The organism is Novosphingobium sp., from assembly GCF_031417815.1.
Lineage (GTDB): Bacteria > Pseudomonadota > Alphaproteobacteria > Sphingomonadales > Sphingomonadaceae > Novosphingobium.
Map to the genome: position 1 here is coordinate 22,564 of NZ_JANOWI010000010.1, position 26,450 is coordinate 49,013.

28 protein-coding genes are annotated in these 26,450 nt (G+C 64.3%); 14 read left to right on the forward strand and 14 right to left on the reverse strand.

Annotated features, from left to right (window positions below):
- A complete protein-coding gene (locus tag RMN99_RS02120) occupies positions 1 to 1,200 on the forward strand; it encodes a murein transglycosylase A (RefSeq protein ID WP_309621641.1) in 1,200 nt (399 codons plus the stop codon).
- Positions 1,197 to 1,760: a Smr/MutS family protein gene (locus RMN99_RS02125; RefSeq protein ID WP_309621642.1), complete on the forward strand. Its 564-nt coding sequence runs from the start codon at positions 1,197 to 1,199 to the stop codon at positions 1,758 to 1,760. The genes RMN99_RS02120 and RMN99_RS02125 overlap by 4 nt, the downstream gene beginning before the upstream one ends.
- A gap of 54 nt (positions 1,761 to 1,814) precedes the next feature.
- Here the strand turns inward: RMN99_RS02125 and RMN99_RS02130 are convergent, their stop codons facing one another.
- Positions 1,815 to 2,015: a hypothetical protein gene (locus tag RMN99_RS02130; RefSeq protein WP_309621643.1), complete on the reverse strand. Its 201-nt coding sequence runs from the start codon at positions 2,013 to 2,015 to the stop codon at positions 1,815 to 1,817.
- Positions 2,016 to 2,138: 123 nt separating this feature from the next.
- On the opposite strand from RMN99_RS02130, the gene RMN99_RS02135 reads away from it, so the two are divergent.
- From RMN99_RS02135 to RMN99_RS02160, 6 genes are all read left to right on the forward strand, one after another.
- The gene (locus RMN99_RS02135; RefSeq protein ID WP_309621644.1) at positions 2,139 to 4,142 is read left to right on the forward strand and encodes a TonB-dependent receptor domain-containing protein; all 2,004 of its coding nucleotides are present in this window, start codon (positions 2,139 to 2,141) and stop codon (positions 4,140 to 4,142) included.
- A gap of 220 nt (positions 4,143 to 4,362) precedes the next feature.
- Complete coding sequence (locus RMN99_RS02140; protein WP_309621645.1) at positions 4,363 to 5,883, forward strand: peptide chain release factor 3; 1,521 nt, start codon at positions 4,363 to 4,365, stop codon at positions 5,881 to 5,883.
- A 33-nt stretch (positions 5,884 to 5,916) separates the two neighbouring features.
- Positions 5,917 to 6,474, forward strand: a complete 558-nt coding sequence (locus RMN99_RS02145; protein WP_309621646.1) for a pyridoxamine 5'-phosphate oxidase family protein — start codon at positions 5,917 to 5,919, stop codon at positions 6,472 to 6,474.
- A gap of 102 nt (positions 6,475 to 6,576) precedes the next feature.
- Positions 6,577 to 7,308, forward strand: coding sequence for an endonuclease/exonuclease/phosphatase family protein (locus RMN99_RS02150; protein ID WP_309621647.1), 732 nt, complete (start codon positions 6,577 to 6,579; stop codon positions 7,306 to 7,308).
- 126 nt (positions 7,309 to 7,434) lie between these two features.
- Complete coding sequence (locus tag RMN99_RS02155) at positions 7,435 to 7,773, forward strand: P-II family nitrogen regulator (RefSeq protein ID WP_309621648.1); 339 nt, start codon at positions 7,435 to 7,437, stop codon at positions 7,771 to 7,773.
- 26 nt (positions 7,774 to 7,799) lie between these two features.
- Positions 7,800 to 9,266, forward strand: a complete 1,467-nt coding sequence (locus tag RMN99_RS02160) for an ammonium transporter (RefSeq protein WP_309621649.1) — start codon at positions 7,800 to 7,802, stop codon at positions 9,264 to 9,266.
- Between the two features lie 239 nt (positions 9,267 to 9,505).
- Here the strand turns inward: RMN99_RS02160 and RMN99_RS02165 are convergent, their stop codons facing one another.
- Together RMN99_RS02165 and RMN99_RS02170 are read right to left on the reverse strand one after the other, a co-directional pair.
- Positions 9,506 to 10,375: an OmpA family protein gene (locus tag RMN99_RS02165; protein ID WP_309621650.1), complete on the reverse strand. Its 870-nt coding sequence runs from the start codon at positions 10,373 to 10,375 to the stop codon at positions 9,506 to 9,508.
- Between the two features lie 189 nt (positions 10,376 to 10,564).
- Positions 10,565 to 11,542, reverse strand: a complete 978-nt coding sequence (locus RMN99_RS02170) for a nitronate monooxygenase (RefSeq protein WP_309621747.1) — start codon at positions 11,540 to 11,542, stop codon at positions 10,565 to 10,567.
- 224 nt (positions 11,543 to 11,766) lie between these two features.
- Here RMN99_RS02170 and katG point away from each other — a divergent pair, with 224 nt between their 5' ends.
- Positions 11,767 to 13,980, forward strand: coding sequence for a catalase/peroxidase HPI (gene katG / locus RMN99_RS02175; protein WP_309621651.1), 2,214 nt, complete (start codon positions 11,767 to 11,769; stop codon positions 13,978 to 13,980).
- A gap of 98 nt (positions 13,981 to 14,078) precedes the next feature.
- Here katG and RMN99_RS02180 read toward each other — a convergent pair whose 3' ends face one another.
- On the reverse strand, positions 14,079 to 14,633 hold the full coding sequence (locus tag RMN99_RS02180) for a flavodoxin family protein (protein ID WP_309621652.1): 555 nt from the start codon (positions 14,631 to 14,633) through the stop codon (positions 14,079 to 14,081).
- A gap of 136 nt (positions 14,634 to 14,769) precedes the next feature.
- Between RMN99_RS02180 and RMN99_RS02185 the strand changes: the two genes are divergently transcribed.
- From RMN99_RS02185 to RMN99_RS02195, 3 genes are all read left to right on the forward strand, one after another.
- A complete protein-coding gene (locus tag RMN99_RS02185; protein WP_309621653.1) occupies positions 14,770 to 15,138 on the forward strand; it encodes a helix-turn-helix domain-containing protein in 369 nt (122 codons plus the stop codon).
- Between the two features lie 35 nt (positions 15,139 to 15,173).
- Positions 15,174 to 15,575 carry a hypothetical protein gene (locus tag RMN99_RS02190; RefSeq protein WP_309621654.1) on the forward strand — a complete coding sequence of 134 codons (402 nt, stop codon included), beginning with the start codon at positions 15,174 to 15,176 and terminating at the stop codon, positions 15,573 to 15,575.
- Positions 15,576 to 15,796: 221 nt separating this feature from the next.
- Positions 15,797 to 16,000, forward strand: a complete 204-nt coding sequence (locus tag RMN99_RS02195; RefSeq protein ID WP_309621655.1) for a hypothetical protein — start codon at positions 15,797 to 15,799, stop codon at positions 15,998 to 16,000.
- A 325-nt stretch (positions 16,001 to 16,325) separates the two neighbouring features.
- Here the strand turns inward: RMN99_RS02195 and RMN99_RS02200 are convergent, their stop codons facing one another.
- Positions 16,326 to 17,606, reverse strand: coding sequence for an aspartate kinase (locus tag RMN99_RS02200; RefSeq protein WP_409035223.1), 1,281 nt, complete (start codon positions 17,604 to 17,606; stop codon positions 16,326 to 16,328).
- 65 nt (positions 17,607 to 17,671) lie between these two features.
- Between RMN99_RS02200 and ubiG the strand changes: the two genes are divergently transcribed.
- Complete coding sequence (gene ubiG / locus RMN99_RS02205) at positions 17,672 to 18,394, forward strand: bifunctional 2-polyprenyl-6-hydroxyphenol methylase/3-demethylubiquinol 3-O-methyltransferase UbiG (RefSeq protein WP_309621657.1); 723 nt, start codon at positions 17,672 to 17,674, stop codon at positions 18,392 to 18,394.
- On the opposite strand, the gene RMN99_RS02210 is transcribed toward ubiG, so the two are convergent.
- The 5 genes from RMN99_RS02210 to RMN99_RS02230 are packed head-to-tail and all read right to left on the reverse strand — an operon-like array spanning position 18,381 to position 20,390.
- Positions 18,381 to 18,581 carry a hypothetical protein gene (locus tag RMN99_RS02210; RefSeq protein WP_309621658.1) on the reverse strand — a complete coding sequence of 67 codons (201 nt, stop codon included), beginning with the start codon at positions 18,579 to 18,581 and terminating at the stop codon, positions 18,381 to 18,383. The two genes, ubiG and RMN99_RS02210, sit on opposite strands and share 14 nt — an antisense overlap.
- A 48-nt stretch (positions 18,582 to 18,629) precedes the next feature.
- On the reverse strand, positions 18,630 to 19,151 hold the full coding sequence (locus tag RMN99_RS02215; RefSeq protein WP_309621659.1) for an ATP-binding protein: 522 nt from the start codon (positions 19,149 to 19,151) through the stop codon (positions 18,630 to 18,632).
- Positions 19,148 to 19,756, reverse strand: coding sequence for a nicotinamide riboside transporter PnuC (pnuC, locus tag RMN99_RS02220; RefSeq protein WP_309621660.1), 609 nt, complete (start codon positions 19,754 to 19,756; stop codon positions 19,148 to 19,150). The genes RMN99_RS02215 and pnuC overlap by 4 nt, the downstream gene beginning before the upstream one ends.
- The gene (locus RMN99_RS02225) at positions 19,738 to 20,082 is read right to left on the reverse strand and encodes an arsenate reductase (protein ID WP_309621661.1); all 345 of its coding nucleotides are present in this window, start codon (positions 20,080 to 20,082) and stop codon (positions 19,738 to 19,740) included. The genes pnuC and RMN99_RS02225 overlap by 19 nt, the downstream gene beginning before the upstream one ends.
- Complete coding sequence (locus tag RMN99_RS02230) at positions 20,079 to 20,390, reverse strand: antibiotic biosynthesis monooxygenase (RefSeq protein WP_309621662.1); 312 nt, start codon at positions 20,388 to 20,390, stop codon at positions 20,079 to 20,081. Before RMN99_RS02230 ends, RMN99_RS02225 begins: the two co-directional genes overlap by 4 nt.
- A gap of 163 nt (positions 20,391 to 20,553) precedes the next feature.
- On the opposite strand from RMN99_RS02230, the gene aroC reads away from it, so the two are divergent.
- Positions 20,554 to 21,627, forward strand: a complete 1,074-nt coding sequence (gene aroC / locus RMN99_RS02235) for a chorismate synthase (RefSeq protein WP_309621663.1) — start codon at positions 20,554 to 20,556, stop codon at positions 21,625 to 21,627.
- On the opposite strand, the gene RMN99_RS02240 is transcribed toward aroC, so the two are convergent.
- From RMN99_RS02240 to RMN99_RS02255, 4 genes are all read right to left on the reverse strand, one after another.
- Positions 21,624 to 21,992 carry a hypothetical protein gene (locus RMN99_RS02240; RefSeq protein WP_309621664.1) on the reverse strand — a complete coding sequence of 123 codons (369 nt, stop codon included), beginning with the start codon at positions 21,990 to 21,992 and terminating at the stop codon, positions 21,624 to 21,626. The genes aroC and RMN99_RS02240 overlap by 4 nt on opposite strands.
- Positions 21,989 to 24,346, reverse strand: coding sequence for a phenylalanine--tRNA ligase subunit beta (gene pheT / locus RMN99_RS02245; RefSeq protein ID WP_309621665.1), 2,358 nt, complete (start codon positions 24,344 to 24,346; stop codon positions 21,989 to 21,991). The genes RMN99_RS02240 and pheT overlap by 4 nt, the downstream gene beginning before the upstream one ends.
- The gene (gene pheS / locus RMN99_RS02250; RefSeq protein WP_309621666.1) at positions 24,343 to 25,443 is read right to left on the reverse strand and encodes a phenylalanine--tRNA ligase subunit alpha; all 1,101 of its coding nucleotides are present in this window, start codon (positions 25,441 to 25,443) and stop codon (positions 24,343 to 24,345) included. Before pheS ends, pheT begins: the two co-directional genes overlap by 4 nt.
- A 95-nt stretch (positions 25,444 to 25,538) precedes the next feature.
- The gene (locus RMN99_RS02255) at positions 25,539 to 26,435 is read right to left on the reverse strand and encodes a helix-turn-helix domain-containing protein (RefSeq protein WP_309621667.1); all 897 of its coding nucleotides are present in this window, start codon (positions 26,433 to 26,435) and stop codon (positions 25,539 to 25,541) included.
- Positions 26,436 to 26,450: the final 15 nt, after the last annotated feature.

Below are 26,450 nucleotides of genomic sequence, written 5' to 3' on the forward strand. Positions count from 1 at the left end.
GTGGCGGCATGGCGCTGGCTGGCGCTCGGCCTGCTGGCGACAGTGCTTGCCGCCTGTGTGCGGCTTATCCCGCCGCCGGCGGCCCCGGTTGCAACGACCACTGAAACCCCTGCTCCAAAGCCGGCCAACGCCTTTTCGGCCGGTCTCAGCGCTGGTCCGGCGATCAACGCGCTTGGTTTGGTTCCAGCCGATGCGCGCGGCGCGCTGGCCGCCTTCCGGCTGAGCTGCCCGCGGCTGCTTTCGCGTAGTGACCTTTCGGGCCTGACCCGCAACGAAGACTGGCAGGCCCCGTGCGCGGCGGCGGCCCGCTGGCCCGACGATCAAGCGCCGCGGTTCTTTGAAACCTGGTTCGAAACCGCCAAGGTGGGTGATGGCAAGGCCTTTGCCACCGGCTATTACGAGCCTGCGATTGCGGGCGTGCGGACCCGCCGTGCCGGGTTCGATGTGCCGGTCTATGGCCTGCCCGGCGATCTTGTCCGCGCCAAGGTGGGCGATGCCCCGCCGACCGACAAGGGCGTCCAGCCGCTCGGCCGCTATGACGCCGACGGCAGCTTCGTGCCCTATCACGATCGCGCCGCGATCGAGGAAGGGGCCCTGATGGGCCGAGGCCTTGAAATCGGCTGGGCCGCCGATCCGGTCGAACTGTTCTTTCTGCAGGTGCAGGGTTCGGGGCGGCTGATCGCGCCCGATGGTGCGGTCATCCGCATCGGTTATGCCGGGCAGAACGGCTGGCCCTATACCGGGATCGGCGGGGTGATGCGCGAACGCGGCCTTTTGGGCAGCGGGCCGGGCCAGTATGCGGGCTCGATGCAGGGCATCATGCAATACATCCACGACAATCCCGAAGATGGCCGCGCGCTGATGCGGCTGAACCAGAGCTATGTGTTCTTCAAGGAACTGACCGGAGATGGCCCGCTGGGCGCGCTGAACGTGCCGGTCCGCGCGCGTGACAGTGTAGCGGCCGATCCGCTGTTCGTGCCGCTGGGCGCGCCGGTATTCCTGACGCTTGACCGGCGTGAGGCCAATGGCCTGTGGGTGGCGCAGGACACCGGCGGGGCGATCAAGGGTGCCAACCGGTTCGACACGTTCTGGGGCTTTGGCGATGAGGCGCGGACCATTGCCGGGGGGATGAGTGGGCGCGGTGACGCGCTGCTGTTCCTGCCCAAAGGAACGCTGAGCCGCCTTGCCGCGGCCCAATGAAACGCCGCCTCAGCCGCGAAGAAGCGCAGGTCTGGGCGCGCGTGGCAAAAACCGTGACGCCCATCCATCCGCTGGAAGATCCCGAAAAACACGCTGTTGAGCAGATCGCAGCCGCGCCGCTGCCTCCCAAGCCGAAAGCGCGCAAGATCGGCCGCGTGCCCGCTCCCCTTCCGGCTCCCGCGTCGCTTGCACCCAAAGTTCGGGCGCTTGATCGCCACGGCCTCGATGCTTCGTGGGACAAGAAGCTGGCGCACGGCATGGTTGCGCCAGACTATACGCTCGATCTTCACGGACACTCGCTTGAGGCAGCCTATGCGCGGCTTGACCACGGCCTGTCGCAGGCGCTCGCGCTGGGCGCCCGGGTGGTGCTGGTGATCACCGGCCGTCCGCGTCCGACCGAAGCCGCCGACCGCGCCAGCCGGCGCGGGGCGATCCGCGCAAAGCTGCTTGATTGGCTGGCTGCGGGGCCATACGGCGCAAGCATCGCTGCGGTGCGCGGCGCGCATCGCCGGCATGGCGGGGCCGGGGCAGTCTATGTGATCCTGCGGCGGCGGACATAAAAATCCCCCCACGCAGCGCTGCGCGGGGGGAGTTCCTGGGAGACGACCCAGGTCTTAGAAGCTGAGCGTGCCGGTAATGAAGATCTGGCGCGGATTGGCATAGAACGCGGACAGCACGCCTTCGCGGCCCAGAGTCGAGGTCAGCGGGGTAACCAGCACCCCGGTGGTCGGGTTGACCGCCATATAGCTGTAGCCCGAAGTCTTGATCTGCTGGTCGGTCAGGTTCTTGCCATAGATACCCGTTCGGCCTGTCATGGCCGGGACACCATTTGCCGCAAGGCATGTAATAATATCTTGTGACCATTCGGCTAATCGCGTAGCGGCCCCACTGACGTAGGGCCAAAGGTGGCCAGACCGTTTTTGGAGTACCGGGTCACAATGAGGAATGGGTTTCTGCTTGCCGGCGTTTCGCTGCTGGCGACGTTCTGCACCGCGCTGCCCGCTCATGCCCAGTCGGACGACGAGGATGCATCGGCTACCGGACATCCTGATATCGTCGTTACCGCCACGCCGTTTTCGCATTCCGCGCTCGAAACGCCGGCCATTCCGGTCAAGATCGATGTCGACCAGATCCGCCGAACCGGCGGCGCGAGCATTGCCGATTCGCTGCAGAACGTCCCGGGCATTTCATCTTCCGGCTTTGCCCAAGGTGCGTCGCGCCCGATCATCAGGGGCATGGATTCGAACCGCGTCCGCCTGCTTGAGAACGGCACCAGCATTTCCGACGTTTCGGATATCGGCCCCGATCACGGCACCCCGATCGATCCGCTTTCGGCGCGTTCGATCGAAGTGGTGCGCGGCGCGGCCACGCTGCGGTATGGCAGCCAGGCGATTGGCGGGGTGATCAACATCCTCAACGACCGGGTGCCGATGCGCCATGCCGACGACCCGCTGCGCGGCGAATTCAATACAAGCTTCGCCACGGTCAACGATGCGGCGGAAGTTTCGGGGCTGGTCGATGCACGTGCCGGTGCGCTGGCGCTGCATGCCGATGCCTTTTATCGCCACACCGGCGATTACGAAACGCCGCTGGGCCGGCAGGACAATTCGTTCTTCAAGGGCTGGGGCGGAGCCGTTGGCGGTTCATATTTCACGCCCGGTAACAGCCACGTCGGGCTGGCGGTGATCCATTACGATGCCGATTACGGCATTCCCGCCGAAGAAGCCTTCATCTCCATGCGCCAGACCAAGGTGATCACGCGCAGCGTCTTCAACCTGGGCAGCGGCGACGAGGAATTGCACATCGATGGCAGCTGGGCCGATTACCAGCATTCCGAAATCGAACCCGATGGAACGGTGGCCACCACCTTCAAGAACCGCGAAGGCAATCTGCGCGGTGAATTATTGCTGGGCGGGATCGGTCCGGTGACCAATGTCGCGTTGGGCGCCGAATACCAGCATCGGGATTTCTCGGCGCTGGGCGACGGCGCGGATTATCTCCAGCCCGCCACATCGCGCAACATCGCGGGCTATGGCTTTGCCGAAGTGGGGCTGAACAAGCGGGTCCATATCGAAGCCAGCGTCCGGGTGGAGCGCGTGCGGATTACCGGCACACCCGCATCGGGCCTGTTCACCCAGCGCGAATTCACCCCGGTCAGCGGCGCGGTCGGTGCGCTGTTCGAACCTGCTCAAGGGATCAAGCTGGGCCTCACCGCTTCAACCACCGCCCGCGCCCCGGCGCTGACCGAACTGTTCGCGCGCGGCGGCCACGATGGTCCGCAGACGTACGAAACCGGCGATCCCGATCTGGTGCCCGAACGGGCCCGCGCCATCGAGCTGAGCCTGCGCGTAAACCAGGGCCCGTTCGAATTCGACGGCAGCCTTTATTCAACCAGCTTCGATAACTACATCTACGGCGATCTGACCGGACAGAGCTGCGCAGGCGATGGAACCTGCGTTGCGGGTCCGGGGCTGCCTTTTCGTGAAGTGTTCTACCGCCAGCAAGGTGCGCATTTTCGCGGGCTTGAAGGCGAAGCGCAGCTCGACCTGATCAAGACCGGAAGCGCACTGCTGCGCGCCCGGCTGATGGGTGATTACACCCGCGCCACGCTGGATGACGGCAGCAATGTGCCGCGCATCGCGCCGTGGCGGATCGGCGGGGGGCTCGATTACTCCAGCTCGCGTTTCGATGCGGGGGCCAGCTATACCCGGTTTGCCCGGCAGGACCGCGCTGGCCTGTTCGACACGTCAACCGACGGATATGGTGCCCTCAGCCTGCATCTGGCGTGGCGGCCGTTCGTGCAGCATCCGGGGATCGAGTTGGGCGTGACCGGCCAGAACCTGACCAATGCGGTGCAGCGCCAGGCCACTTCGTTCAACAAGGATCTGGTAATCGCGCCGGGGCGCTCGATCCGCTTCACGCTGCGGGTCGCGTCGTTCTGAAATTCGGTAACGACGTTTGCCCGATCCTCTCCTTTTTTGCGTAGCGCAAAAGGGGAGGTGGCAGCCGCGCAGCGGCTGACGGAGGGGAAATGACGGGGGCCGAGACCCCTCCGTCTCGTCCTTACGGACGACCCACCTCCCCATTTGTGGCATGCGCCAAAAATGGGGAGGACCTTATCCGCTTGGCCTTGAGGCTCCCCCCCGCTAATGGCCGCCCACCATGTCCAACCGCCGCACATTTGCCATCATCTCGCACCCGGATGCCGGGAAAACCACGCTGACCGAAAAGCTGCTGCTGCAAGGCGGCGCGATCCACCTGGCGGGCGAGGTCAAGGCACGCGGGCAGGCACGCCGCGCACGGTCGGACTGGATGAAGATCGAGCAACAGCGCGGGATCTCGGTGACCTCGAGCGTGATGACCTTCGAGCGCCAGGGCGTGACCTTCAACTTGCTTGATACACCGGGCCACGAAGACTTTTCCGAAGACACCTACCGCACGCTGACCGCGGTCGATTCGGCGATCATGGTGATCGATGCCGCCAAGGGGATCGAGCCGCAAACCCGCAAGCTGTTCGAGGTTTGCCGGCTGCGCTCGGTGCCGATCATCACTTTCGTCAACAAGGTCGACCGCGAAGGGCGTTCGGTGTTCGAAACGCTGGATGAAGTGGCCGATGCGCTGGCGCTCGATGTCTGCCCGATGGCCTGGCCGATCGGGATGGGCGGCGAATTCAAGGGCGTGCTCGATTTCGCAACGGGCACCATTGCCCGGCCCGAAGGCCCGAGCCGCGAATTTCTGGGCAAGGTCACCCCGGCCGATGACATCCCCGGCGACATCGCCGACGAGATCGAACTGGCGCAAGGCGGCTATCCCGCTTTCGATCTGGAGGCTTACCGTAACGGCGATCTGACCCCGGTCTATTTCGGATCGGCGCTCAAGAACTTCGGCGTTGCCGAACTGATCGATGCGATTGCGAACTACGCCCCGCCGCCGCGCCCGCAGCCCAGCGCGTCGGGCGTGATCTCGCCCGAGGGCAAGGAAGTGACCGGGTTCATCTTCAAGGTCCAGGCCAACATGGACCCGATGCACCGTGACCGGGTGGCGTTCATGCGGCTGGTTTCGGGCACCTTCAAGCGCGGCATGAAGCTGATCCCGTCGGCGCTGGGCAAGCCGGTGGCGATCCATTCGCCGATCCTGTTCTTCGCGCAGGACCGCGAACTGGCCGATACGGCCGAGCCGGGCGATATCATCGGCATCCCCAACCACGGCACGCTGCGGGTCGGCGATACGCTCAGCGAAAGCAACAAGGTGCGCTTCACCGGGCTGCCCAATTTCGCGCCCGAGATCCTGCGCCGGGTGGTGCTGAAGGATCCGACCAAGACCAAGCAGTTGCGCAAAGCGCTGGATGATCTGTCCGAAGAAGGCGTGATCCAGGTGTTCTATCCCGAGATCGGCGCGCAGTGGATCGTCGGCGTGGTCGGGCAGCTGCAGCTCGATGTGCTGATCAGCCGGCTGGAAGCGGAATACAAGGTCGAAGCCGGGCTTGAGGCGGCACCGTTCGATACGGCGCGCTGGGTCAAGGGCGGCGAGGCGGCGCTGAGCAACTTTGCTGATTTCAACAAGTCGAACCTCGCCAAGGACCGCGACGGTGACATGGTGTTCCTGGCGCGTTCGGCGTGGGACGTCAGCTATCAGCACGAAAAGAACCCGGAGCTGGTGTTTTCGGCGACCAAGGAACGTTGACCGCGCTCCCCCCGGCGGCCTACCCTCGCCCGCATGGACTTCACCGATCACATCACCCCCGAACACGAAGCGATGATTGCCCGGCAGGCGATCTTCTTCACCGCCACTGCCGCCGCCGATGGCCGCATCAACCTAAGTCCCAAGGGGCTGGCCGATACCTTCAAGGTGCTGGGCCCCAACCAGGTCGCCTATCTCGATCTGGGCGGATCGGGGAACGAGACCCACGCCCATCTGGCCGCCGATGGCCGGATCACGATCATGATGTGCAATTTTGAACAGCCGGCGCTGATCCTGCGGCTTTACGGTCAGGGGCGACCGGTGCTGCCGCAGGACCCGGACTGGGCCGCGCTGGCGGCGCATTTCACGCTGCTGCCCGGCACCCGCCAGATTTTCGACATCGCGGTCGATAGCGTCCAGACCAGTTGCGGCTGGGGCGTGCCGATCATGCATGTCGATCACGAACGTGCGACGCTGCCCAAATACCATGCCCAGTCCGATCCCGGAAAGTGGGTGACCAAAATGAGCGGGCGCACCAAGAGTATCGATGGCCTGCCGACCCGGCCCACTGACCGTTACATCGCCGGACAATGAACCCATCAAATTCTGCTCCCCTCCCGCTTGCGGGAGGGGCCGGGGGTGGGCCAGACTCACCCACCCCTGACCCCTCCCGCAAGCGGGAGGGGGACTGATCCGATGCAGCTCACGTTCGCCACCTACAACATCCACAAGGCGGTGGGGATGGACCGGCGGCGCAATCCTGACCGGATTCTGGCGGTGCTGGCCGAAGTTGATGCAGATGTGATCGCGCTGCAGGAAGTCGACCGGCGCATCGGTCTGCGTGAAAGCGTGCTGCCGCTCAGCCATATCGAGGACTATACCCCTTACCGCGCGGTGCCACTCAACCAGCGGCCCGACAGTATGGGCTGGCACGGCAATGCCCTGCTGGTACGGCGCGACATCACCCTGGCAGAGGCGGCCGTGGTGCCGCTGCCGGTGCTCGAGCCGCGCGGCGCGATCCGGGCCGATCTGGTGGTGGGCGGACACCGTATCCGCGTGGTCGGCATGCACCTTGATCTGTCGGGCCTGCGCCGCCGCCAGCAATTGCGCGCGATCATGGCCCACCTTGGGCGCTGCGGGCACCATTGCCCGACCGTGGTGATGGGCGATTGCAACGAATGGGGCGTGCGGCGCGGGTCGCTCAGCGAATTTGCCGCGCCGTGGCAGGTGCTGGCCCCGGGGCGCAGCTTCCCCGCGCGCCAGCCCGTCGCCCGGCTTGACCGGATTGCGCTGAGCGGGGAATGGCGCGTGATCAAGGCTGCGGTCCATCACTCGGCGCTGGCGGTGCAGGCGTCCGATCACCTGCCGGTCATGGCCCGGCTGGAGCTGCCCAAAAATTGGGCACCTGCGCAAGAATCGCGCGCATAGCGCGCAACTGCAGCAAGTCTGTTTCGCCTTCCTTCCTGTTTTTCTGGCATAATTGCCAATTGGCACAAGCCTTGCTGCGAGTGCGAAGCCGGTATCTTCGCCGGACAGGGAAAACAGGGACGGGCCATGAAATTCATCATTGCCATCATCAAGCCGTTCAAGCTCGACGAGGTCCGCGATGCGCTGGGCGCGATCGGGGTGGCCGGCATGACGGTGTCCGAAGTCAAGGGCTTCGGACGGCAGAAAGGGCAGACCGAGATTTATCGCGGCGCCGAATACACCACCAACATGCTTCCCAAGGTGAAGCTTGAAGTGGCGGTCAGCGACGATCTGGCGCCGCAAGTCGTCGAAGCGATTCAGCAGGCTGCCAGCACCGACGCGATCGGCGACGGCAAGGTCTTCGTGCTCGATCTGGCTTCGGCCACCCGCATCCGCACCGGCGAAACCGGGGACACCGCGCTGTGATCGCGGCCAACAGGAGGGACAACACCATGGTTCGCAAGCTTTTGGGCGGCGCGCTGGCAACGGGAGCAGGCCTGCTTCACGCCACCGCCGCTTTCGCACAGGACGCCGCCGCGGCGGGGCCGATCAAGGCCCCGACCGCCGAGCAGATGGCCACCATGGTCGACAAGGGCGATGTCGCCTGGATGCTCACCTCGTCAGCCTTGGTGCTGATGATGAGCGTGCCTGCGCTGGCGCTGTTTTACGGCGGGCTGGTGCGCTCAAAGAACATGCTGTCGGTGCTGATGCAGGTCTTCATGATCGTCAGCATCGCCGCGCTGGTCTGGGTCGGCTGGGGCTATTCGATGGCCTTCACCTCCACGGGCAGCCCCTGGCCGACACTGGTCGGCGGGCTCGACAAGGCGTTTCTCGCCAATGTCAGCGCGGGTACTTATGCCGCGACCTTTTCGAACAATGTCTATCTGCCCGAATTCGTCTTCGTGATCTTCCAGATGACTTTCGCCTGCATCACCCCGGCGCTGATCGTCGGGGCCTTTGCCGAGCGGGTGAAATTCTGGCCGTTGATGCTGTTCATGGTGCTGTGGCTGACGATCGTCTATTTCCCGATCGCGCACATGGTGTGGTACTGGGCTGGCCCTGATTTCCTCGCCGATACTGTGGTCAAGGACGCGGCTGGGGCAATCGCCTCGCAGGACGCAGGCATGCTGTGGGGCATGGGCGCACTCGATTTCGCCGGCGGCACGGTGGTTCACATCAACGCCGGGATCGCCGGTCTGGTGGGCTGCATCATGATCGGCAAGCGGATCGGGTTCGGCAAGGAAGCGACCCCGCCGCACTCGCTGACCATGACCATGATCGGCGCTGCACTGCTGTGGGTGGGCTGGTTCGGCTTCAACGCCGGTTCCAACCTCGAAGCCAACGCCGTGACGGCAGTGGCCTTCATCAACACCTTTGTGGCGACTGCCGCGGCGGCTGTGAGCTGGTCGATTGTCGAACAGATCCACCACAAACGGCCTTCGCTGCTGGGTGCGGTGACGGGTGCGGTGGCCGGCCTGGTCGCGATCACGCCGGCCTCGGGCTTCGCTTCGCCGATGACCGCGATCTACCTCGGTATCCTGGTTTCCCCAATCTGCTACTTCTTCGTCAGCTTCGTGAAGAACAGGTTCAAGTACGACGACACGCTTGACGTGTTCGGGGTCCACTGCATCGGCGGCATCATCGGCGCGCTGGGTACGGCGATCGTCGCTGATCCGGCACTGGGTGGTCAGGGCTTCTATGACTACACCGTGTTCCCTTATGCTGTCGGTGCCTATGACATGGGCGCTCAGCTGATCACCCAGGCCAAGGCGGTGGCAGTCACCTTGCTGTGGTCGGGCGGGGTTTCGGCGGTGCTGTTCTTCGCGATCGACAAGGTGTTCGGCCTGCGTCCCAGCGAAGAAGCCGAACGCGAAGGGCTCGATCTCACCGAACACGGAGAGCGCGCCTACAACTACTGATCACCGAAATTGGCGGGATCGGGTCCTCCTCTCCTCCTCTTCCCGGTCTCGCCAACCCACGTTCCTCCTGCGAACGCCAACTATAAAGGGCCCGAGCCAGCCGCTCGGGCCCCTTTTTTGTGTGGTGTTTGATCGGTGTTGCAAGGGAACGCCGGACGGCTTTCCCGCACCGGCGTGAGCCGGACAAAAAAAGGGCCGCACCGAAGTGCAGCCCCCTTTTTTGAACCTGCGTCCCGAACCTACATCCCGTCGACGCTTTTGCTGACCATGATGTTCACCGAAACGCGGCGGTTCTGCTGGCGGCCTTGTTCGGTATCATTGTCGGCCAGCGGATCGCTTTCGGCCATCCCGGTGGGGGTCAGCATCCGGTAGGGCTTCCACTTGCAGTACTGCTGCAGGTAGTTGATCACGCTGCTGGCGCGCTTTTCGCTGAGCGTCTGGTTGTAGTCCTCATCGCCGACCGAATCGGTGTAGCCGACCACCAGCAACAAGGCATTGTTGGTGCCATCGGCCTGGGTTGCGACGGTGCACAGCTCGTTCTTGCCCTCGGGCGACAGCTTCCACGAACCGGTCGCGAAATAGACGTTGGTGGTGCCCTTGATGTTGTAGTTGTCGATATCGGCCACGCGCCCGCGCAGCGCTTCGGTGGCGGCGGTCTGTTCGTCGAACTGCTGCTGCGTGCCGTTGCGGATCATCTGCGCGGTCTTGTAATCACCGTTCTTGAAACTGATCTGGCTGGCGTACATCCCGCTGGGCGCTTGCACGGTCTTGACCGTAACCGGCAGGCCATTGAGCAGCGCATCCACGGTCAGCTTCTTGCCGCCGCTGAGGAAACCGCCGCTGGCCTTGACCTGGGTCTCGTTGGTCACGCCGATGACCATGTCGGTGCCATCAGCAGCCCGAACCTTGATCCTGTCGCCAGTGCGCGAGACGATCACGCCTTTTACTTCGGGCCCCTTGGGCAGGCCCAGGAAGCTTGGCACGGTGCCGGTGACGGTAATATCGTCGCGGGCTTCGACCTGGTCTTGCGCAAAAACCGCGCCCGATGACGGCACGGCAAGCATGGCAAGCAGGATCAGCGCACCTGCCTTATTTGAAACGAGACGCATGATGTGTTCCTTCAATCTGAAAACTTTGCCCCGCCTTTCGGGCCCTAGCCTTGCCAAGCTATGAATACCAAGGGTTGACAGACCATTGCACGGTCAAGTGGGGCATAACGCACGGCGAAGCGATCCAGCGCAACGAAATTTGGCCTCGCGCGGCGCTGTGAATCGCCGTCAAGCGGATCAAATCGTCCGCTAGCGCTCAAGCGCAGTTTCGCTTTCGGCCATCAGCTGCGCCATGATTTCGGCTACCGGCTGCTCGATTGTGACCATGCCGACCGATTGCCCGGCCATCAGCGAACCGTTTTCGACATCGCCGTCGATCACCGCGCGGCGCAGCGCGCCGGCCCAGAACTTCTCGATCTCAAGCTGGGCCTCGCCCATCGCGATCGTCCCGCTATCGAGCAGGGCTGCCACTTCGCGCTGCTTGGCGGTGAATTCTTCGGTGCCCTTGTTCTTGAGCGCGCGCACCGGGATCACCGGCAGGCGCTGATCGACCTGGACCGAGCTTTCCGCGTCGCGGGCATTGGCACGGAAGAAGGCCTTTTTGAAATCAGGGTGCGCGATCGATTCGGTGGCGCAAGCAAAGCGGGTGCCCAGCTGCACGCCCGATGCGCCCATCTCAAGATAGGCCGCGATCATATCGCCCCGGCCGATCCCGCCAGCCACGAACACCAGGTGGTCCTCGGCCAGTTCGGGCAGGAATTCCTGCGCCAGCACCGATGTCGCCACCGGGCCGATATGCCCGCCCGCTTCGCTGCCCTCGATCACCAGTGCATCCGCGCCGCCGCGCAGCAGCCGTTTGGCCAGCGCCAGCGTGGGGGCAAAGACCAGCGCCTTGCCGCCAAACCCCTTGATCGCTTCCACGCTGCCGCGCGGCGGGATCCCGCCGGCCAGCACCACGTGGCTGACCCGGTGCTGCGCGCAGACCGCAATCAGATCGGTCAGCAGCGGGTGCATGGTGATCAGGTTGACGCCGAACGGCCTGTCCGTCAGCGCCTTGGTCGCGGCGATTTCCGCGTCGAGCAGCTCAGGCGTCATCGCCCCGCAGGCGATTACCCCGAACCCGCCGGCATTGCTGATCGCGGAGACGAGACTGCGTTCCGAAACCCAGCTCATTGCTCCGCACAGCACGGCGTGTTCGCTGCCAAGGAATTCGATGCCGCGCCGCATCAGCGCGTGGGTCTTGTCGTACACGTGTATCCCCCGGCGTGTCGTAAGCTCCGGCAGCCTATAGGCAATGCCGCGCGGCCGCGCCACCCTTGGCAACTAATCGTAAAATGCCACCACTCTATCCAGAATTGATCGTTTTTCCCGATAAACAATGTCAGCCATGGTTGCGACAGCGTCTGGGCGAGTCCCGACCCCACCCGATTCATTTAAGCAGGAGAGAGACCATGGATGCGAAAACCGGTTCGATTTCAGGGGGCGGTTGCCCGGTCCACGGTGATGGTGGTGTGCGCGGCCTGCTTGGTCGGCAGAATCGTGACTGGTGGCCCGATGCCCTGGCGGTCGATGTCCTCGCCCAGAATGGCGCGGCCAACCCGATGGGGGATGATTTTGACTATGCCGAAGCCTTCAACGCGCTCGATTACACTGCGCTCAAGGCCGATCTGACCGCCTTGATGACCGACAGCCAGCCGTGGTGGCCGGCCGACTATGGACACTACGGCCCGTTCTTCATCCGCATGGCCTGGCACGCCGCCGGCACCTATCGCACCGGCGACGGGCGCGGCGGGGCCAACAGCGGGCAGCAGCGCTTTGCCCCGCTCAATTCCTGGCCCGACAACGGCAACCTTGATAAGGCCCGCCGCCTGCTGTGGCCGGTCAAGCAGAAATACGGCAAGAACATCAGCTGGGCCGATCTGTTCATCCTGGCCGGCAATGTCGGGATCGAATCGATGGGCGGCCCGGTATTCGGCTTCGGCGGCGGCCGCGCCGATGTGTTCGAACCTGAAAAGGACATCTACTGGGGCAGCGAGGACAAGTGGGTCAATGAAGGCGTGCAGACCCGCATCGATCCCGACATCGGGCTGGCTGAACTCGATGGCCCGCTTGCGGCGATCCAGATGGGCCTGATCTACGTCAACCCCGAAGGCCCGGGCGGCCTGGCCGATCCGCTTCTTTCGGCGCGCGACATGAAGGCGACGTTTGAGCGCATGGCGATGAATTCGGAAGAAACCGTCGCGCTCACCGCCGGCGGCCACACCTTCGGCAAGGCCCACGGCAACGGCGACGCCAGCATGCTGGGTGCGGCCCCGGCCGGCGGCGATCTGATCAGCCAGGGCTTCGGCTGGGTCAGCGGCGCGGAACACGGCGGGATCGGTGAGCATGCCGTGACCAGCGGGATCGAAGGTTCGTGGGTCAACACCCCGACGGAATGGACCGAGAACTACTTCCGCCTGCTGCTCGATTACGATTACGAGCTGGTCCATTCGCCCGCCGGTGCGCAGCAGTGGCAGCCGATCAATCAGAAGCCGGAAGATATGGCTCCGGCCGCCTGGGACCCCAGTATCAAGGTTCCGACCATGATGACCACCGCCGATATGGCGCTGAAGATGGATCCCGAATTCCGCGTGATCTCGGAAAAGTTCCGGGGCGATCACGAAGCCTTCAAGGATGCCTTCGCGCGCGCCTGGTTCAAGCTGTGCCACCGCGATATGGGCCCCAAGGTCCGTTATCAGGGACCGGAAGTGCCGGGCGAAGACCTGATCTGGCAGGATCCGGTCCCCGCCGGCACCATGCCCGTGGGCGCGGACATCGCAGCCGCCAAGCAGCGCATTGCCGACAGCGGGCTGACGGTCAACCAGCTGATCAAGACTGCCTGGGCTTCGGCCAGCACCTATCGCAAGTCGGACCACCGCGGCGGTGCCAACGGCGCGCGCATTCGGCTGGCCCCGCAAAAGGATTGGGACGTCAACGAACCGGCTGACCTCGCCAAGGTGCTGTCGGCCCTTGATGGCCTGCGCGGCGCGCTGTCGATGGCGGACGTGATCGTGCTGGGCGGTGTGGTTGGCCTTGAAAAGGCGATCCGCGATGCCGGGTTCGCTGTGGCGGTGCCGTTCACCGGCGGCCGCGGCGATGCCAGCGCCGAGCAGACCGATGCAGAAAGCTTTGCGGTGCTTGAACCGCAGGCCGATGCCTTCCGCAACTATCTGCCCAAGAAGCTGCGCGTGAAGACCGAGGAAATGATGCTCGACCGGGCAGCGCTGCTGGGCCTGTCGGTTCCCGAAATGACCGTGCTGGTCGGCGGGTTGCGCGTGCTGGGCACCAACCACGGCGGGCGCGGCCATGGCAGCTTCACGCATCGCAGCGGCCAGTTGACCAACGATTTCTTCGTAAATCTGCTGGGCATGACCAACGTCTGGACGGCTGTAGACGGCAGCGACGAGGAAGAATTCGTGGCGGCTGACCGCACCGCCGGCGGTGAAACCTGGCGGGCAACCCGCGCCGATCTGGTGTTCGGTTCGAACAGCGAACTGCGCGCCGTGGCCGAAGTCTATGCCGAAAAGGGCCATGAAGAAAAGTTCGTGAAAGACTTCGTCAAGGCCTGGACCAAGGTGATGAACGCCGATCGCTTCGATCTGGGTACGGGCTCCGGCACCAACTGATCGCATTCCTTCGGGTCGCAGAAGCAAGAAACCCCGCCGTGGCACCAGCCGCGGCGGGGTTTCCGGCTTCAAGGACCAACCGGGGAGGGGGGAGTCAGTCAGCCCTTGAGCCTGGCAGCGATGGTGGCCACCCGCGCGCCGTAATGGCGGGCCGAAGCTAGATCGCCGCTGTGCACTTCATCGACGCTGGCGTCAGAAGGTGAACGCACCAGCAGGCCAACCGATCCGCCAAGGTTGTTGAGATCGGCGCTGGTCGATGCCTTGGCGTTGCTGGGGGCCAGGCCCAGGCTGACCCAGATCCCGCCGTGCTGGCTGGCCCGCGTCTGCATCGCAATCAGCGAGACCTGCTTGTCGCCCGATGGGCTGGCCGAATTGGTGAAGCCGCCGAACACTTTGTCGGCCCACTTGCGTTCAAACCACGCCTTCGAGGTCGCGTCGGCAAACTTTTTGAACTGCCAGCTGGGGCTGCCCATATAGGTTGGCGCGCCGAAGACGATGGCATCGGCACTGTCCAGTGCGGCCCAGTCGTCCGCGCCGATATCGCCTTCAGCGCTGATCGCGATCAGCTTGCCCTGGGCCCCTTCGGCAACATGTTCGGCCACCACCTTGGTGTGCCCGTAGCCCGAGTGATAGATAACGACTGTCTGTGCCATGAGGTATATTCCTGGTTGTAGGTTTCTAAAAGTAACTTGATGACGAATCGCTACATAGGGTCTATATGAAAGCTGAAAAGAGGGCACTTGCCGGGAACATGGTTCCCGCCCGGTGACCGCCTGAAAGGACCGCCACATGGGTTACGACGTCTACGATTCCGGATGCCCGGCGCGCATGGTGCTCGATCACGTGGGGGACAAATGGGCGCTGCTGGTGCTGCACCGGCTGGGGCAGGGCCCGGTGCGTTTCAACGCGCTGCGCCGCGAAATCCACGGCCTCTCGCAAAAAGTGCTGAGCCAGGTGCTCAAACGGCTCGAACGCGATGGGCTGATCACGCGCGAGGCGTTTCCGACAGTGCCGGTAACGGTCGAATACGCGCTGACCGGGCTGGGCGAATGTCTGACCGCCAATGTCGGCCCGCTGCTGCGCTGGGCCGAGGCCAACATGGAGCAGATCAAATTGGCGCAGGTCGCCTATGACCGGCGGATGGCGGAAGCGGCCTAGAGCCTTACAGCTTGCCCTTGCAAAGCACGGAGGCCATGGGCCGCGAAATCCTGAATCGAAGATTGATGACCTACGCTACTGACAGCACCAACCAGACCTGGCGCACCCGCCTGCGCGAACGACTGGGCGACCGCTCCGTTGCGGTTGTCCTGACGCTGCTGATCGAGGCGCTGCTGATCCTGGCGATCCTTTCGCTAGGTGCTGTGCAAGATAAACCGCGAAAACCCGCTGGTGGCAGCTTGGTCAGCGTTTCATTCGATGCCGACACGCCGGCGCACCGCCCCGCCAAGGCCGTAGCGCAGATCGCATACCCAGCCGAGACCGCGCAAAAGCCGCTTACCGCCCCGATAGTGCCTGTATCCGAACCTGCGGCGCCGCTGCCGCATCCCGTCGTAACGCCAAGCGCCGCGCCGCGCCGCGTCCGTTCCTGGCGATAGGAGGGGGGGCGCTGGATATCTCGAAGCTCCCCCGCCAGCCCAGTCCTTCAGGCCCGCCCAAGAAGCAGTTCGGACCAACGGGCGGCGCCAGCGAGGGCGATAGCAAGCGGGTCGGTACCGCTCCCAACGGCGAACCGCTCTATGCCGCAGCGTGGTACCGCGAGCCCTATCCGGACGAACTTGCTGGATATCTTTCTACCGCCGATGGGCCTGGCTGGGCGTTGATCGCCTGCCGCACCGCGCCCGAATGGCGGGTGGAAGACTGCGTTGCACTGGATGAATATCCAAACGGTTCGAACATTGCCCGCGCCGTCGTCGCCGCATCCTGGCAGTTCCAGGTCCGTCCGCCGCGGCTCGGCGGCGTCTACAAGGTTGGCGATTGGGTTCGGATCAGGATCGATTACGGCATCAAACGGCGCGGCTAGGTAGCGCGCCGAGCGGATCAGAGCTGCACCTGGCCCCCTTCGCATGATGCCGGGGGACCTGCACGACCTGGCCAATGAAAAGCAACTTTCCTACAACTGCCCCGCTATGCGACAGTTGCGCCGATGCCGGATCGAATGCCATGTTTTGCGCCAGAGGGAGACGCTCGCCTGAGACGCGGGGTCAGCGCCGGTCAGGGGCCGGCTTTTTTTTGATCCCGATGGCAAGATAACCGGAGTATTGGCCCGAGAACCTCTGAATTGCACGGTTCAAGGGCTGTTGGAAGAAGCGGACTCAGTGTCAACTGTGTCAACTTCGTTTGCGTGCTCAGCCCGCTTCGCTCGCTGCGTCCATGCCATAAGCGGTGTGCAGTACCCGCACGGCGAGTTCGGTCTCGTCCTCGTCGATCAGCACCGAAACCTTGATTTCGCTGGTGCTGATTGCCTGGATGTTGATGCCGCGATCGGCCAGCGCGCGGAACATGGTGGCAGCCACCCCGGCGTGGCTTTTCATGCCCACGCCGACAACGCTGATCTTGGCGACCTTGCTGTCGGTGATGATCCGGTTGTAGCCGATCGCGTCCTTCTGCGCTTCCAGCAGGGTCTGCGCGCGCAGCAGATCGGCGGCGGGCACGGTGAAGGTCACGTCGGTCTCGCCCTTGTCGCGGCCGACGTTCTGGATGATCATGTCGACGTTGATATTGGCTGCGGCCAAAGGACCGAAGATCGTCGCCACCGCGCCGGGCCGGTCGGGCACGCGGGTCAGGATCACCTTGGCTTCGTTCTTGTCGGCGGCAATGCCGGTGATCAGCTGGCGTTCCATATCCAAATCCTCTTGAATTTTGGCAAGTTCATCGTCGCTGACGATCATGGTGCCGGGGATTTCATCGGCGAGCGGGCTATCCTCGTCGATAAAGCTGGAGAGCACCTGGACGCGCACCCCTTCTTTCATCGCCAGGCTGACCGAACGGGTCTGCAGCACTTTGGAGCCGACCGAGGCCAGTTCGAGCATTTCCTCGTAGGTCACGTATTTGAGCTTGCGGGCTTTGGCCACGATCCGGGGATCGGTGGTGTAGACCCCGTCGACATCGGTGTAGATATCGCAGCGGTCCGCGCCGATTGCGGCGGCCACGGCGACGGCCGAAGTGTCCGATCCGCCGCGACCCAGCGTGGTGATCCGGCCAGCGGGGGACAGACCCTGAAAACCGGGGATCACCGCCACTTCGCCCGCCGCCATGCTGGCCAGCAGGGCTTCGCTGTCGAGCGCCTCGATCCGCGCCTTGGCGTGGGCGTCGTCGGTCAGAATCGGCAATTGCCAGCCCAGCCACGAACGCGCCTGGCAGCCCAGCGCCTGGAGGGTGAGAGCGAGAAGCCCCGCGGTAACCTGCTCGCCCGCGGCGACCACCACATCGTATTCGGCCGGATCGTACAGCGGATTGGCTTCGCGGCAGAACCCGACAAGCCGGTCGGTTTCGCCCGCCATGGCCGAGACCACCACGGCCACCTGGTGCCCGGCAGCCTGCTGGCGGCGCACGATATTGGCGACCCGGCGGATCCGTTCGGACCCGGCCATCGACGTGCCGCCGAATTTCATCACGATGCGCCCCACGGCGAATGCTCCATCTGGCCAACCCGGCACTCGCGTCCGGGCGGGCGTCCTGTTAGGAAGGGTGCATGTCTAATGCAACCATTCGCGCCGATGAAGCGGCACATTTCGGGCGGCTGGCCGCCGATTGGTGGGATCCCAAGGGCTCATCCGCCATGCTCCACCGCCTCAACCCGGTACGGCTGGGCTTTGTGCGCGCAGCAATCGATGCCCATTGGCGGGGCGATTCGCGCGGGGTAAGGCCGCTGGCGGGCAAGACTGCGCTCGATGTCGGCTGCGGCGCGGGGCTCTTGTGCGAACCGCTTGCCCGGCTTGGCGGCGAGGTTACCGGGGTCGATGCAGCCGCGGAAAACATAACCGTCGCCGCCGCACACGCCCGCGGCGCGGGGTTGGAAATCGCCTATCGGCACGGCGATCTTGCCGAATTGGGGCTGGGCCGGTTCGATCTGGTCACCGCGCTGGAAGTGATCGAGCATGTCGCTGACAAGGCAGCGTTCGTGGCCGCGCTCAAGCCAGCGCTGGCGCCGGGCGGGCTGATGGTGCTGTCGACCCCCAACCGCACCGCCGCATCGCGCCTTCTGATGGTCGAAGGTGCGGAACGGTTCGGCCTGATCCCGCGCGGCACGCACCACTGGGATGATTTCATCACGCCCGATGAACTTGGCGCGCTGCTGGCCGAAGCCGGGCTGGCTATGGGCACGCCGGGCGGCATCGCCTGGTCCCCGGGCAAAGGCTTGCACCTGTCAGACGACCTGGCGCTCAATTACATCGTCACGGCTACTTCGGCGTAATCGCAATCAGCATCCACGAAAGTCCGGTGCCGATCGTGAACATCACCCATGACCAGAACAGCCCATGCCCCAGGATGTAATGATGCTGGATACCCAGCCAGCCGCCATCGGAATGCCCCGCGCCCAGCAAGGCGCAGACCACGAAGGTCAGCACGGCCCCGGGCACCAGCGCCTTGACGAAATCCATCGATATCCCCCCAACTGCGCAGCAACGAACCCGTGAAACGTCGCCGGGTCAAGCCCCGGTCTTTTGCGTAAGCGCGGCAATTGCAGCGCGGGCCTGATCCTCGCGCTCGGCCCACGAACCGGTGATCCGGCGAAACGGCACCCCGGCGCGCACCAGCATGTCCTCGGCCAGAGCGGCAAAGCGGCTGCGCAGCGGGCCCTTGCCGAAAAAGCGTGTGCCATCATCTACCCACGGCACGTCGGTCGCGAACAGCAGATAGAGATCGGCCTTGGGATAGCGCATCAAGGCATCCGGAACCTCGCCAAACAGCATCTGCGCCCATGCCGCAGTCATCAACTGGTCGGTATCAAGGATCAGCAGCTGTGGCTTGCTGGCCTTGGCGGCCTGCTCCGCCGTGGCCTGACCCTCGGCAATCGCCAGGAGATCGGCCATGTCCAGATCGGTGCCGCGTTCCTCGCAATAGGTGCGGCCGTATTCGGGCACACAGGTTGCGCCAAGCGCGTGGCTCAGCTTGTCCGCGAGCACCGATTTGCCGGTGCTTTCCGCACCGTGGAAACAGACCGTGATCATGCGCCGCGCGCGCTCCGCTCAGCTGTAATCCATTGCTGCAGGCCCAGCAGCGACAGGACCATAAACCCGCCGTACAGACCGGCCGTGGGTTCAAGATCGCGGTAGATGTAAAGCGCGATCGAGACCAGATCGATCACGATCCACAGGATCCAGTTCTCGATCCGGCGATAGGCCAGCAGGATTTGCGCGCCCACGCTGAAAACCGCGATCGGCGTATCAACGAACGGGGCAGAGGCGGTGGTGTATTTGGCCATCAGCGCGCTGAGATTGATCGCAATGGCGCTGAGCGCGGTGAGCCAGACGATCCGGCTGTGCCAGTCAAGCCAGCGCACCGGAACCTGGGTATCATCGCCTTCCAGCCGAAGCCACAGCCGCCAGCCCCAGATCTGCGCGAAGACGAAGAACACCTGCAGCACCGCTTCGGCAAACAGTGCCTTTTCCCAGAATACGAAAAAATACAGCGCCACCATGATCAGCCCGAACAGGTAGTTCCAGTGGATGCGGAAAATCAGCAGCGCGATGTTGATCACGCCGAACCCGGCGGCGACCCATTCGAGCTTGTCGAGCAGGGCGGATTCCAGCACCATCACAGCGCTGCTTCCCATTCATCGGGCTTGAATCCGATCAACAGGCCGCCGGGGAACTCGACGATGGGGCGGCGGATTGCGCTGGGGTTAGCGGCCATCAGCGCGACCGCTTTGGCGTGATCAAGGTCTTCCCGGTCGGCATCGGGCAGCTTGCGGAACGTGGTCCCGGCGCGGTTGAGCACCTTTTCCCAGCCTGCTGCCGATGCCCAGGCGGCAAGCCTGGCCGGATCGGCTCCGGCCTTCTTGTAGTCGTGAAATGCGCAGGACAGCCCGCGCACTTCAAGCCATGTCCGCGCTCTCTTCACGGTGTCGCAGTTGGGAATGCCATAGAGGATCAGGGTCATTCACCGGGCCTTTCGAAGCGGTGGGTGCGCGGATTTTCGCAGGTGAAGAGCGTGTAATCCTGATAGTAGTCCGTCCGCCCGCGCGCCTGGGTGCGGGCATGGTCAGGCTGGCTGCCCCAGGCCCGTGCGGCCTCGGCACTGCGCCACTCTGACAGCGCGATCACCTCGCCGTCATCCGCCGTGTAGCTCTTGAACGAAAGGAAGCCCGGTTGCGCGCGCGCGCGGTCCTCCATGCGCTGCGCATCGGCACCATAGGCCGCGCCATCGATGTCGGTGCGCTTGCGGTTGCGGAAGACGACGAGGAACATGGAATGGGTTCCTAGCTTGGCCTTTGCCGCAGCACCACCCCCCAACGCACGCCTCTGGAGAGCAGGGGGCGCCATCCCCGCTGCACAAGGCCCCCTCCTGTTCAGAGGCGGGGGGTTGGGGGTGGTGCTTGCGTAAAGCGATGATTTTGGCCAAAGCCCCCAGATGTCCGTCAACACCTTTGGCCGTCTGCTGCGTTTCACCACCTGGGGCGAAAGCCACGGGCCGGCTATCGGCGCGGTGGTGGATGGTTGCCCACCGGGGCTGGAGATCAGCGAAGCGGTCCTCCAGCCGTTCCTCGATGCGCGGCGGCCCGGGCAATCGAAGTTCACCACCCAACGGCAGGAACCCGATGCGGTGCGGATCCTTTCGGGGGTGTTTGAAGGCAAGACCACCGGCACCCCGATCAGCCTCATGATCGAAAATGTCGACCAGCGCAGCAAGGACTATTCCGAGGTCGCCAAGGCCTATCGCCCGGGCCACGCTGACTATGCCTATGACGCCAAGTACGGTTTTCGCGACTATCGCGGCGGCGGGCGCAGTTCCGCGCGCGAAACCGCCTCGCGCGTCGCGGCAGGCGCGGTGGCGCGGCTGGTGATCCCCGAAGTTGCGATCCTGGGCTATGTTTCGGAAATCGGCGGCGATGCGATCGATCTGGCCAATTTCGACGCCGCAGAAATCGGCAACAACCCGTTCTTCTGTCCTGATGCCAAGGCCGCGTTGCGCTGGGAGAAGATCGTCGATGATGCGCGACTGGCGGGTAGTTCGGTCGGCGCGGTGGTCGAATGCCTCGCCAGCGGCGTGCCCGCCGGGTGGGGCGCGCCGCTCTATGCCAAACTCGATGCCGATCTGGCCGCAGCGATGATGGGGATCAACGCGGTCAAGGGCGTGGAAATCGGCGATGGCTTTGCCGCCGCGCGGCTGACTGGCGAGGGCAACGCTGATCCGATGCGGCCCGGAAACGACAGCCCGGTGTTCACCGCCAACCACGCCGGCGGGATCGCGGGCGGGATTTCAACCGGCCAGCCGGTCAAGGTGCGCGTCGCGTTCAAGCCGACCAGCTCGATCCTGACGCCGGTCGAAACGATCGACCGCGACGGCCAGGCGACCGAAATCCGCACCAAGGGCCGCCATGATCCCTGCGTGGGGATCAGGGGCGTGCCGGTGGTTGAAGCGATGATGGCGCTGGTGCTGGCCGATCACAAGCTGCTCCACCGCGGCCAGTGCGGCGCGGGCTAGCCGGTTTCCGCAGTCTTGCCAAATCGGTCTAGCAGCAGATTGCCGGCGACTGCCACAACGGTTGCCATGGCGGTTTGAATGCCGATCAGCATGAACATGACCCCGGCCATGGCCTGACCGTCAGAGCTGCTCTGCATCGCGCTGTACCCGATATAAGTCAGGGCTGCAGCGATCGAACCGAAAATGATTGCCGTCCATTTCGGGGGCATCAGCGAGAACAGCCAGCAAGTCAGCCCGAAGATCAGAAGCTGCCCCACATTGCCGGCCAGCACCTGCGGATTGCGGATCGCGATCAGCACTGCGCCGATCACGGCCCCGGCAATGCCGATGATCCAGTTGCGCCTGGCCCGCTGCCTGACCGTCATCCCCGCAGCACCGCGCCAAGCTTGGCCGCTGCGCCGGTCACCCGCTCGGCGATTGCCTTAAGCTCGGCCTCGTCATAGCTTTTTTCGCCCGGTTGCAGCGTCACTTCGATCGCCAGCGAGAGTTTGCCGTCGGGCATTTCGAAGCGGTCGAACAGCCGCACCGCGGCCACGTTGACCTTGTCGCAGCCCTTGACCGCGCGCACCAGATCGCCTGCGGGCAGGGCCTTATCGACCAGGAACGCGAAATCACGCGTCACCGCCTGCAATGCGGGCGGGGCATAGGCGCTGCGGGCGAAATCCGCCGCCTTCTTCACCGGGATCGCGTCAAGATGGATCCCTGCAACTGCCACCGGACCATCAATGTCGAACATTTTCAGCGTCGCGGGGTGGACCATGCCAAAGCTCGCCAGCACCGTCTTGGGACCAAGCCGCAGCGTGGCTGACTGGCCAGGGTGATAGACGTTGCCAGCATCACCCATCACCATCAGATTATCGACCGGCGCGCCAGCTTCGCGTAGCAGTTCAAGGCACATGGCTTTGGCATCGAACGCGTCAAACGCCTGGGCCTTGCCGCTGTGCCATTGGCGCGGGGCCTTATCGCCGGCCAGCACCAAGACCAGCGTTGGATGCTCGCCGTCCGCCAGATAGCGCCGCCCGATCTCGAACAGCCGCACGACGCTGGCCCCGCGATCGAGGTTGCGCTGCACCGCTGCCAGCAGCCCAGGGAGCAGCGAGGGGCGCATGACTTTCATGTCCTCGCTGATCGGGTTCTGCAGCACCCAGCTGCCGCCGCCCACAGCCTCGGCCTCGGTTTCGGAAATGAACGACCAGGTGATCGCTTCGTTAAGCCCCAGCGCGGCCGCCGCACGGCGCAGCTTGCGCTCCTGCTGCTGTTCGGGCGTCGCGGTGGGCCGGGCCACGCCTTCAGCGCGCGGCAGCGCGACCGACGCGACATTGTCGAGGCCGTGGATACGGACGACTTCCTCGACGATGTCGGGTGCGCCATCCACATCCGGGCGCCAGCTCGGCACTGTCACGGTCCAGCCCGCATCGCTGGCAAAGCCCAGCGCGGACAGCGTCGCGCGCTGCTGCGCATCGGGGATCGCCACCCCGCCCAGCGTCTCGGCCAGGGCGGGATTGTATTTGACCAGCTTGGGCGCCGTCGGCGGTGTTCCGGCGCGCACCACTTCGCTGGGTTCGCCGCCGCAAATGCCGATGATCAGGTCGGTCAGGATCGCCAGTCCCGCATCGAGGAACGCCGGATCGGCCCCGCGTTCAAACCGCTGGCGCGCGTCCGATGTCAGGTTCAGCGCGCGGCCGGTATTGCCGATGCGTTCCGGATCGAAATAGGCCACTTCGAGCAGCACATCGGTGGTGGTGTCGCTGCAGCCCGAATGCGCGCCGCCCATAATTCCGGCGATGTCGTGCACGCCGTTATCATCGGCGATCACGGTCATGTCGCTGGTGAGCGTGTAGAGTTTGCCGTTGAGCGCCAGGCAGGTTTCGCCATCATGCGCGTGGCGCGCGAAAACTGCGCCGCGCAGCCGGGCAAGGTCATAGGCGTGCGCCGGGCGGCCATAGGCCAGCATCACGTAGTTGGTGATGTCGACCAGCGCCGAAATCGGGCGCTGACCGGCGCTGATCAGCCGGTCTTGCAGCCACTGCGGCGAGGCGCCGTTCTTCACGCCCTTGATAACGCGGCCATAGAACGCCGGGCAGCCTTCGGGATCATCAGTGCGGATCGGCAAGGGGCAGGGGAAGCTGCCCCGCACCGCCTGCGCTGCAATCGGCTTCAGCATGCCCAGCCCCGCCGCGGCGAGATCGCGCGCGATCCCGTAAACGCCCATGCAATCGGGGCGGTTGGGGGTGATCGCCACGTCGAACACCGGATCGCTGCCGTGGTAATCGGCAAAGGCCATGCCGACCGGGGCATCGGCTGGCAGTTCGATGATCCCGTCGTGCTCCTCGCCCAGCTCCAGCTCGCGCACCGAACACATCATGCCGTTTGATTCGACCCCGCGGATCGCGCTCTTTTTAAGCTCGAAGCCGCCGCCGGGCACGATCGCCCCGGCCATACCCAGCACGCCGATCATCCCGGCGCGAGCATTGGGCGCGCCACAGACGACCTGCAGCGGCTCGGCCTCACCGGCGTCGACACTCAGAACTTGCAGCTTGTCGGCATTGGGATGGGGGCTCGCGGTAAGCACACGCGCCACCTTGAACCCCGCCAGCTTGTCCGCCGGGTTCTCGATCCCTTCAACCTCAAGCCCGATGGCATTGAGCTTGGCGGAAATGTCCGCGACCGAAGTCTCGGTTTCGAGGTGGTCTTTCAGCCAGGTGAGCGAGAATTTCATACCCGCACCCCCACGCCGCCCGACAGCGTCGGCACATCAAGCGGCGAGAAACCGTAGTGCTGCAGCCAGCGCACATCGCCATCGAAGAAGGCGCGCAGATCGTCCATCCCGTATTTGAGCATGGCCAGCCGGTCGACCCCGACGCCAAAGGCAAAGCCCTGCCACACATCAGGATCGAGTCCGCTGGCTTCGATCACCTTGCGGTTCACCATGCCGCTGCCCAGCAGCTCCATCCAGCCGTGGCCGGGTGCATCGCCGCTGCCGCCCAGCACACGTTTGCCGTTCACCAGCGCAAAGCCGACATCGACTTCGACCGAAGGCTCGGTGAACGGGAAGTAGCTCGGGCGCAGCCGCAGCACGATATCGTCGCGTTCGAAGAAGGCCCCCAGGAAGGTCTCCAGCGTCCATTTAAGGTGGCCGAGGTGGATCTGCTTGTCGATCACCAGTCCTTCGATCTGGTGGAACATCGGGGTGTGCGTGGCGTCGCTATCGCTGCGATAGACCCGGCCCGGAGCGATGATCCGGATCGGTGCGCCATCGGCAATCATCGCGCGGATTTGGACCGGGCTGGTGTGGGTGCGGAGCAGCATCTTCTGCCCGTGCTGCGCCATCTGGTCGGGGAAATAGAAAGTATCATGCATCGCCCGCGCCGGATGGCTTTCGGGAATGTTGAGCGCGGTGAAATTGTGCCAATCGTCCTCGATCTCGGGCCCGGTGGCGACCGCGAAGCCGAGATCGGCGAAGATCTCGGCCAGTTCGTCCATCACCTGGCTGACCGGGTGAACGCTGCCGCGCGGCATTTCGGGCGCGGGGAGCGACAGGTCGAGCGTTTCGCGCGCCAGCTGAGTTTCCATTGCGGCGCTTTCAAGCGCGGCTTTGCGCGCGGCGAGGGCGTCGCTCACCCCTTCGCGCAAGGCATGGATCTGCGGGCCGACCGTCTGGCGTTCGTCCGCTGACATGCCGCCCAGCGTTTTCAGGAGGCTTGAAATCGATCCTGCTTTGCCCAGAAACGCGACCCGCAAAACCTCCAGCGTGCCCAAATCTTGCGCCCCGGCAACGCGTGCCAGCGCCTCTTCACGGGTAGCTGCATAATCCACTGTCTGAAATTCCACCTTGGCAATTGGGCCGACGGCACGGCCTTTAGCCGCGCCACTTGCCAATATCCATGCAAAAGGTTCGTAAGGCGCGGCGCTCAGGCCGCCTTGTTGCCGGTGCCGCCCGGCATGTCGAGCGTTTGCACGGCCGAGGCGAGCGCCTTGTTGCGCTCTTGCGTGAAGCGTTCGAGCACCGGGTGCGGGCGCGAGGAATACTCGCGCGGGCTGACGCCCATGAATTCGCGAAAGTCGCGCACGAACTGGGCCTGGTCGTGATAATGCGAATCCATCGCCCCGATCCATTTGAGTGTCGGATCGAGCATGAAGTGCGCCAGACTGCGCATGAACCGCTGGCGGCGCAGCAGCAGCTTGGGCGAAAATCCGAAATGCTTGTAGCTGATCCGTTCAACCGTGCGCTGGCTGGCGGCAACCCGCGCGACCAGTTGCTGCACCGTGGATACCTGCGGATCGACCAGCGCCGAATGGATCGCCACGATGCGCTTCCAATCGAGTGGATCTTTCGCCGGGAAATCGCGGAAGAAATCAATGATCCGCTGCAATTCGGCGGCTTCATCGGGCGCGCCGTCAAACAGCGCTGCTGCCAGCGGCCGGAACGGCGCGCATTCGGGCTTCACCGCCCCGTCGCAGATGTGATTGGCGAACTCGGCGGCTGGCAGACGGACGAATTTGGCCCAACCCAGCGGCAAAAACCCGAAACCCCACAGCCGCGACTTGGGCATGGCAAAATGGATCGGGTGCGAACTGGGGCCTTGCGTGAGAAAACGGACGCCTTCAAGCCGCTGTCCCGCATCGGTCCAGGCGTTCGGCCCGGTGGGCGAAAAGAAGCGCATCCCGGCCCATTCGGGGTGGAGGCTGTCGTGCAGGACGCCATCCTCCCCGGGATCGATCTCGGTGACGTAGAAGGTCGTGAAGTACCCGCGCAAGTCTTCTGGTGGCGGATAAAACCGCACGTTGATCTGGTGTTGCTGCGACACCGATGCTTCCCTGTT

Coding starts and splice junctions, on each gene's coding strand:
- RMN99_RS02125 (WP_309621642.1), top strand. CDS start 1,197: ATGAAACGCCGCCTCAGCCGCGAAGAAGCGCAGGTCTGGGCGCGCGTG.
- RMN99_RS02130 (WP_309621643.1), bottom strand. CDS start 2,015: ATGACAGGCCGAACGGGTATCTATGGCAAGAACCTGACCGACCAGCAG.
- RMN99_RS02135 (WP_309621644.1), top strand. CDS start 2,139: ATGAGGAATGGGTTTCTGCTTGCCGGCGTTTCGCTGCTGGCGACGTTC.
- RMN99_RS02140 (WP_309621645.1), top strand. CDS start 4,363: ATGTCCAACCGCCGCACATTTGCCATCATCTCGCACCCGGATGCCGGG.
- RMN99_RS02145 (WP_309621646.1), top strand. CDS start 5,917: ATGGACTTCACCGATCACATCACCCCCGAACACGAAGCGATGATTGCC.
- RMN99_RS02150 (WP_309621647.1), top strand. CDS start 6,577: ATGCAGCTCACGTTCGCCACCTACAACATCCACAAGGCGGTGGGGATG.
- RMN99_RS02155 (WP_309621648.1), top strand. CDS start 7,435: ATGAAATTCATCATTGCCATCATCAAGCCGTTCAAGCTCGACGAGGTC.
- RMN99_RS02160 (WP_309621649.1), top strand. CDS start 7,800: ATGGTTCGCAAGCTTTTGGGCGGCGCGCTGGCAACGGGAGCAGGCCTG.
- RMN99_RS02165 (WP_309621650.1), bottom strand. CDS start 10,375: ATGCGTCTCGTTTCAAATAAGGCAGGTGCGCTGATCCTGCTTGCCATG.
- RMN99_RS02170 (WP_309621747.1), bottom strand. CDS start 11,542: ATGCGGCGCGGCATCGAATTCCTTGGCAGCGAACACGCCGTGCTGTGC.
- katG (WP_309621651.1), top strand. CDS start 11,767: ATGGATGCGAAAACCGGTTCGATTTCAGGGGGCGGTTGCCCGGTCCAC.
- RMN99_RS02180 (WP_309621652.1), bottom strand. CDS start 14,633: ATGGCACAGACAGTCGTTATCTATCACTCGGGCTACGGGCACACCAAG.
- RMN99_RS02185 (WP_309621653.1), top strand. CDS start 14,770: ATGGGTTACGACGTCTACGATTCCGGATGCCCGGCGCGCATGGTGCTC.
- RMN99_RS02190 (WP_309621654.1), top strand. CDS start 15,174: ATGGGCCGCGAAATCCTGAATCGAAGATTGATGACCTACGCTACTGAC.
- ubiG (WP_309621657.1), top strand. CDS start 17,672: ATGTCTAATGCAACCATTCGCGCCGATGAAGCGGCACATTTCGGGCGG.
- RMN99_RS02210 (WP_309621658.1), bottom strand. CDS start 18,581: ATGGATTTCGTCAAGGCGCTGGTGCCCGGGGCCGTGCTGACCTTCGTG.
- RMN99_RS02215 (WP_309621659.1), bottom strand. CDS start 19,151: ATGATCACGGTCTGTTTCCACGGTGCGGAAAGCACCGGCAAATCGGTG.
- pnuC (WP_309621660.1), bottom strand. CDS start 19,756: ATGGGAAGCAGCGCTGTGATGGTGCTGGAATCCGCCCTGCTCGACAAG.
- RMN99_RS02225 (WP_309621661.1), bottom strand. CDS start 20,082: ATGACCCTGATCCTCTATGGCATTCCCAACTGCGACACCGTGAAGAGA.
- RMN99_RS02230 (WP_309621662.1), bottom strand. CDS start 20,390: ATGTTCCTCGTCGTCTTCCGCAACCGCAAGCGCACCGACATCGATGGC.
- aroC (WP_309621663.1), top strand. CDS start 20,554: ATGTCCGTCAACACCTTTGGCCGTCTGCTGCGTTTCACCACCTGGGGC.
- RMN99_RS02240 (WP_309621664.1), bottom strand. CDS start 21,992: ATGACGGTCAGGCAGCGGGCCAGGCGCAACTGGATCATCGGCATTGCC.
- pheT (WP_309621665.1), bottom strand. CDS start 24,346: ATGAAATTCTCGCTCACCTGGCTGAAAGACCACCTCGAAACCGAGACT.